The following is an 8,283-nucleotide window of genomic DNA, read 5'->3' as shown; positions in this document are numbered from 1 at the left end:
AATATATATTAATGCCCCATATTTATTTATTGCTTATTATAATAATAGTTATTACCCCATTTTTTATAATTATTACTTAAAAATTAATTCTTTAAAAATAATCACCCCAAATATTAGCAACAATTATTATAACATTAATATATCATGTTCTCCATTTAAATACAAGTGTTTAGTTTATAAATACACATTTTTTTACTTTTTTATATTTTAATTACATCTATTTTGTTGTTCTTATATTTATAAAACGTGGTCTTGAAACTTTATCATTTGAATATTTACAAAGAACTTTAAATCCATATAATGTATTACTTTTTAAATTTTCAATATTGTATTCTGTAATGTCTTTATCTATTTCATCAATTAATTTATTATCTTTATAAATTTTATAACCAATAATATCTTTAGATTTTGGTTTATTCCATGCTATTGTTATTTTATTTTTTCCTTTATTAGTATATCTTAAATTATTCACTTTTAATAACTTTATGTCCTCTTCCATTTTAAATACCTTAAACTGTAATTCCTTTGTAGCCTGTGCTATTCTTTTTGCATCATTATTAAATAAATCTTCTCTTTTACTATTTTCTTCTGTTGGCTTAACATTTATTTTAATAATGTTTTCCCCATCTTTTAAAGAAACCTTAGCTTCATAATACATATCTTCATTAATAATTATCTTTTCTCCATTTATAGTTAGTTCACCCTCTTTTATAGCATTTCCCTTTATTGTAATATTGTTATTTTTAGTTATTGAATCATTTGTAGGTTCTGTTATAACTACTGGCATATCTACCCATCTAATAATATTATCCTCTATTATCATTTCACTATTTTCTTCATTTTTTATGGTTACAACTCTATTTGATCCTTCTCCTGTAGAACATCCATAATACCCCTTTTGAAAATCATTTAAATCTTCTGGAGTATAATCTAATAACCCTTCTCCATTCCAAGAATTATCTTTTACATACTTATATTCAATAGTTTCTCCTTCTTGAATATAAGTCGTATATGACCAATCTGTAGTTACAGCTCCATTTCTACTCATTTCCCAAGAGTTAGTATTCCAATTATTTAAAGAAGCTGGAATAGTAATTTTAGTATCTAATGGTGTATAATTTGGAGCATTTACTTTAAAAGTAACCTTTATCATTATTAAATCCGGAGTTGCTACAATAGAATTTGATTTCACTAACATTCCCCCATTGCTATACGCTCTAATTTCATAATTATATTCTTTTCCATTTTCTACATTAGTATCTTTATATGATGTAATATTTCTATCTTTAATTTTTGCTACTACTATACCATCCCTCATTATTTCATATAAAGCTATCTTATTTTCTCCTTCAATACTCCAGTTTAATATTATTTGTCCTGATTCCTTTTCAGGATTTTTTAATGTTATTAAATTACAAGGAATAATATTATCTCCTAATTTAAAAACTTTAGTTTTATAAATTTTATTATCACCAATAACTATTTCATTCAAATTAAATCCTAGCTCTCCTTTAGAAGTAAATTCAAATTTATATTCATATATTCCCTCTTTTACTGGCATAAAAGAAGATTTATATTTATCATTATTTCCTTCTTTACTTACATAATTAGTTTTATAATAAGTCCACTGTTTTTCACTTTCATGCTTAACTGCTAGTCTTCCTTTAATACCTTTATTTTCTTTATCTTTTCCTGTTATATTTTCTATATAAACTTCTCCAAAAACTTCTATTTCTTTAGAAATATCTATTACCTCTTCATTTAAATCATGAGTTATATTTCCTGCCCAGTTTATATTATAGTGGGGTATCAATCCTTCTGACCATTTAATAGGTGATTCATTGTCATTTCTATCCACAACTGAAACTCCTAAATAATAATTTTCTCCATTTTCTAGATTATTTACTTCATAATTTAAATTAGTAGTACTTCCTACAAATTCTTCTAAACTTCCTTTAAATTTCGATTTGTAAATTTTATATTCTTTAACATCATTATTACTTAACTGCCAAGAAAGATTTATTTTACTATCACCTTCTATACCTAAAACACTAATTACTCCTTGTGGCTTTGATATAAAATTTTCATTAATTAATATTTTCCCTCCTATAGCTGGAACTAAAAGATTTAAAAAATTATTTTCTACCATTATTTTTTCATTATTGAATTTATTATTAAATATAATTCCGTTAGAAGCAAAAAAACTCATATCTATAGCAATATTTTTTTCTTCATTACCAGAGTTAACTGCAACTATAGCTAATTTATCATCTTTAATACGGCCATATACATATACAGAACCCTCAGTATATAAATTAACTACTTCTCCATAAGAAAATAATTCACTACTTTCCTTTCTAATACTTCCTAACTTTTCATAATATAATTTTAAATCATCATTTTCACTTCCAAAAGGATAAGTTCTACGACAGTCTGGATCCTTTGAACCAATTACTCCAACTTCATCACCATAATAAATAGTTGGTGCTCCTATATAACCAAACTGAAATAAAGCTGCTAACTTTAATCTTTTCATACCTAATTCTTTATTAAAATTAGGATCATACTCTGCTCTTTCATAAGAATCTCTTCCATCTCCTAATAAATATAAAGCTCTAGCAGTATCATGAGAACTCATTAAATTCATAAGTGATTGTAATGCTTCCTTAGGATAATCTTCAATAATAGCCATTAATGTATTTTTTAAATTATCTGCATTACCATACTTTAAAAAATCTATTAAAGCAGCTCTTATTCTATAATTCATAACTGAATCATATTCATCACCTAAAAAATATTTAGAAGCATCATCCCAAATTTCACCTAATATAACAGTATCCTTATTGTGATTTTTCATTTCCTTTCTAAAGTCATTCCAAAATACACTGTCAACTTCATTTGCTACATCTAATCTCCATCCATCAGCTCCCCAGTCTATCCATTGTTTTGCTACTGAATCTTCTGCTTTATAGATGTAATTTACTAATGCTTTATTATTAAATTCACTTTCTCCATCTACAAATTTATCATTTTCTGAAGCTAATCCTAAAGAAATAGCTTCTTTTTTACTCATAGACTTAAATTCAGGTAAACTATCAAATCCCCACCAACATTGATAGTCATATCTTTCATTATTTGTTCCCACATCTATTTTCTTATTTTTTATATTAAACCATAAATGCCATTTTTCCTTACTAAATACTTCACCTTTTTCTATAAAATATTTATCTGCTTTTTCTATTGCTTCATTTTCTGTTATGAATTCTTTATTCATAGTATCATAGATATAACTCCAATATTCATATGCACCAACAGTATTGTATTTTCCATATCTATCAAAATAAATAGAATCATCTCCTACATGATTAAAAACTCCATCTACTATAAGTCTCATATTTCTATTATCTAGTTCTTTAGTAAACAACTTGAAATTTTCTTCAGTACCAAACATAGGGTCTAATGTTTTATAGTCTGTAGCATCATATTTATGATTAGATGCGGCCATAGAAATTGGATTTAAATAAATAGTATTAACACCTAATGACTGTAAATAATCTAACTTCTGTTTTACTCCTTCAATATCCCCTCCATAAAAATCATTAGACCATATACCATCACCATCATAATCTGTTGCCGTTTCTAATCTTGGATTATCAGGTAACCTATTCCATTCATTAAATCTCCCTTCAATAGGTTCATCTCCTCTAGCATTTTCTTTATTATCATCGTTTTCTTTATTTCCATTATTAAATCTATCTGGAAGAATTTGATACACCACTGCTTCTTTCATCCAATCTGGAGTTTTGTAATCATTGCTATAAACGGTTAATTGAAATAACGATAAGTTTTTATCTCCAACTGTTCCAACTTCTCCTTCTCTTCCATCTTCTCCATATTCTTTACAAGCTTCTCCATCTCCTACAATAAACTTATATCCATACAAACCATATTGCTCTGGTGTAAATGTAGTTTCATATATATCTACTTCAGAGTTATCCTCTAACTTTATAGAAGTAACTTTATTCATTGTATATATATTAGAAGTATTTTTACTATTATTTCTTACTAAAAGCCTAGCATATTCTAAATCTCCCTTTTCTGCATGTAACCTAATGGTAACTGGTGTTCCTTCTTCAACTGCTCCAAAAGGTGCCTTATATAAATTATTCCAAGTGTTATGATAAAGTTTATTTCCATTAATCACTCCATCTAAAGATAAACCTTTAACCTTAACATCAATTTGCTTTTTATTGTAGTCAAAAATAATATCTAAGTCAGATTTTTGCATCAAATTAATCTTATAATTATTTCCCTTATCTCCATATTCTTCTCCCCAACTATTTCCTAAAACCACTTTAAACTCATAACCTCCTTTGGGAACATCTTTAATAGATATTTTAAAAATATTATTAAGTTCCTCATCATACATAAATAAATTAGAAGTAGACGGACTCCAAGCTTCTCCACCATTTACTATTGGCTGAATATTTCCAACTATTCTAGGTCTTCGCTCTTTTTCTATATGATTATAGTAAGTACTATCGGCTACCTTCTTAGTTTTATCATTATAATAAAAAGTTATTTCTTTATTTTCATTTAATTTTATTATTATATTTCCATCATTATCTGATACTTTATTTTCATTTGTATAATTATCTATTCCATAACTTTCATGCCATCCTCCCATGGCAATTTTATATTTATGAATTCCTTTTGGTAATATTCCGTTAAGTGAATAAAGATTATTTCCCTTATACTCCATCTTAGTTAATTCTGACTCTGCATTCCATTCTCCTTCTTTGTTATCTGTAAGTTCAGGCTGTAAGTCTCCTACAAGTACTACTTTTTTAGACAATTCTTTTTTATCGCTATCTTTTGCCAATATATTTGTTTGCATTGGTATTGATGAAAGGATAAACATTATAATTGTTATAATACTAATTATTTTTTTAGAAATTTTCATAAGCTTTTAATTCCCCCTTTGCTTATTTTGAAAATTTTAATTAAATAATTTATATCACTTCCTTATATTTTTACAATGCACTATTATATATTTTTATGCAAATAAATTAGAGGATATGAACTTTTTATCCTCTAATTATTATCTCTATAAAACAAATATTTACTAAAATTATCATTTAAATTTAATATAATTAACTTTTAGAACCTAAAACTCTAAATTCATAAAAAGATGCATACACACCACTTGGTGGTAAACTTTTCATTTGAAGTTTTACATATCTTACTGAATTTTCATTTATATTTATATAAATTACATTTTCTTTAGATATATTAGCTGTATTATCAAAAATAGTTCTCCAGTTAATTTGATCTAATGATACCTGTATTATAAAACCATATTCAGCACTTTTTTCCCAATATATCTCAATAGCATTTATATTGTAACTTTCTGCTAAATCAACCTGCCACCATTCATTAGATGAACCTGTTTTAGCACACCATCTAGTATTTAGATTTCCATCATTCCCCTTCTCTGGTCCCCTTCCATAGCTAGCTTCAGATGAACTAGCAGTAGCAACTTTATTTAATGCAATATTAGTAGCATTACTTATTACTTCTCCATTAGCAATGCGCCTAGCTATATTATTTAACTGATTTCTAACCTTTACTACTTCATCACCATAATTAATATCTTTAATATTAGAGCCGCCTTTTAATGTTCTTACTATTTTTTCAATTTCAAAACTCCAATTATTATAATTTTTCATTATATATCTTATTTTTTCATTATCTTGAATTCCTTCTATAAGTCGTTCAAATCTAACAGAGCTTTTAACTTCTGGATAAACTAAAAAACAATCTCCAGATTCAAATCTAATAAAATCAGTAGTTTCTAATGGTTTTTCCACCCAACTATCATAAGCCCATCTTAAAAATCCATCTGCATTAAATTTTGCTACATACCAACCTAACCATGCAGCTTCTCCTGGATTTGAATAAGTAAATGTATTTGGAAAAGCTCCTGTACATACATAATAAGTTGTATTAAAGCCTAATTTATGTCTATTTTCTACAACATTATAAAAATCATCTCTTATTTCCCATATGGCCATACTTATATCATTAATACTATTGACTATATCTGTTACATTAGCATAATTCATAGCCCCTGAAATTTTTAATGGCGTATTTCTCAATAAATTTATTACAGCTTTCATATCATTTATATGTCTCTCATCCATAGCTATATAAGTTTTATCTATCCATCCTTTACTTTTTACATGTTCAACTAATGCATCAATAAATTGTTTCCAAAAATTAATCCATTCACTAGTTCCTGGAGTTAAAAATTCTTCAACTTCTTTTCCCAAAACTTCATCAAAATAAAATACTCTATTTTTCCAAGGTACCATACTATAACAATTTATTTGTTTATCTATTCCTATTTCTAAACATAATGATACATAAGTGTCAAAAGATGTAAAATCATACTTAAATGTTCCATTTGCTTGTTTTTTACATAAAATCATAGTATCATATGCATCATAAGTTTGACTATTCCATGGATCTTTAATTATAGTAGTAGTTATAACCTTTTGTCCTGCTTTTCTAAGCATTTTAAGATGAGGTCTTAAATAATTAAGATGTTCTTTAGACCATGGCGTAACTTTATAATACCTAGCTAAAGCAAATGGATTTTGCCATAAATCTAAATGAAAACTCCATTTGTCATAAGAAGGCAAATTAATATTTAAAACTTCTATATTAACTTTAAAATTAAGAGGTTTACTATTATCAGAAATAAAAGTAAAAACTCCTGAATAAATTCCTGATTTAACATTTTCAGGTATCTCAATTGTTATCCATACTGGTTGAATACTTTTTCTTTCAATATTTAAATTAATAACATTATCTAATATATCTGGTATCATTTTTCCTGCTGCTTTAACATATTTTAGAAAATTAAAATTTATATTATTAGAGTAAATTGCATTTCCATCTTTATCTGAAAATAAAGATGATTGTACTTTTATATTATTAACACTTTCAACATCAGTCCATAATATAATCTCCGTACTTATTTTTTCTCCTTTCCAACAAACTAAATTTAAATTTTTATTACTACTTTCAGTTATAATGTTATTATAATTTTCTTTTAAATAATGTTTATTATTACTTGCAAAAAAACCTTCTAATTTACTTAATACAATATTTTCATTAATACTTGTAGAAGGTACAGTTACTGTAGAAAATTCATTGATTAACTGCCACTTATTTGATTTAACCATATAATTTCCTTTAGGTACATTTATAAATGTATAAACTCCACTAGAATTTGTTTTTGAAAAAGCTATTGGTATTATTATTTTTTTTTCCACATCAACATTATAAAGTATCACACTAGCATTTGAAATTTCATTATTATTATCATCTGTTATGACCCCTGAAATAATAGCATTAGAAGAATTTTCTTCATAAGCTAATATAATATTGGTATCTAATACCTGTCCAGCTTTTACTTTTGCAGAAAGTTCTTTACTCAAATAACCTAATGAAGAAATTCTCATAATATAATTCCCAGATGAAATTTTATTAAATAAAAATTCTCCATTATTATTTGTATAAGTAATAGCTATTAAAGTTTTTTCATTATTTAAAATACTATATAATGATATAACTGCTCCTGAAATAAATTTAGTATTATCCTTTACAACACCACTTATTGCTCCTAGAATATTGCTTGTATCATTAAAAAGCTTAAAATTCAATATTTTTTTTTCTTCATTATTCAAAGAAAATACTTCACTTTTTGCTGGCAATTTTCCTTCAGAAGTAATTATAAGATTATAAATTTCACTTTGAAAAATTGTATCTATACTATATTTTCCTTTGTCATCAGTATAAACATGAGTTAGTGGTTCAAAATTAGAATCTACAAGTTTTATAACAGCTTGCTTAATGGGATTATTATTTTCATCTACTATAAATCCAGAAATAATTGCACCAATATTAAGCTTATTTTCATTAACTGTAAGCTTTAGATTTAATTTTAATTCTTCTATACCTTCTATAACTTCTGCAATCATAGACTGTCCTAATGCATATTTATTTTGTTTTACTTTCATTTTAAACTCCTTTCTTTTTCCTTTCTACTATATATGTTTTAATAAACTTTTTACATTTTAATAATTAAAGTATTTTTAGTTATATCTATAAAATTTTTATTTGTATAATACAAAATCTTTTTTGGAATATATATATTTAAATAATTTTCATTAAATAATTTTCATAAATTATTCAAATCTTTCATTTATATAATAT

General features: G+C 25.6%; 2 protein-coding genes. Both read right to left on the bottom strand.

Annotated elements, in window-relative coordinates; translation table 11 throughout:
• Positions 1-217: 217 nt before the first annotated feature.
• A complete protein-coding gene (locus GBZ86_RS10010; protein ID WP_152890271.1) occupies positions 218-4,963 on the bottom strand; it encodes an alpha-amylase family glycosyl hydrolase in 4,746 nt (1,581 codons plus the stop codon).
• Between the two features lie 190 nt (positions 4,964-5,153).
• On the bottom strand, positions 5,154-8,087 hold the full coding sequence (locus GBZ86_RS10005) for a glycoside hydrolase domain-containing protein (protein ID WP_152890269.1): 2,934 nt from the start codon (positions 8,085-8,087) through the stop codon (positions 5,154-5,156).
• Positions 8,088-8,283 lie beyond the last annotated feature (196 nt).

Source organism: Clostridium tarantellae, from assembly GCF_009295725.1.
Classification (GTDB): domain Bacteria; phylum Bacillota; class Clostridia; order Clostridiales; family Clostridiaceae; genus Sarcina; species Sarcina tarantellae.
The sequence above is the reverse complement of the archived record's forward strand: the minus strand, read 5'-3'. Positions and strand labels throughout refer to the sequence as shown.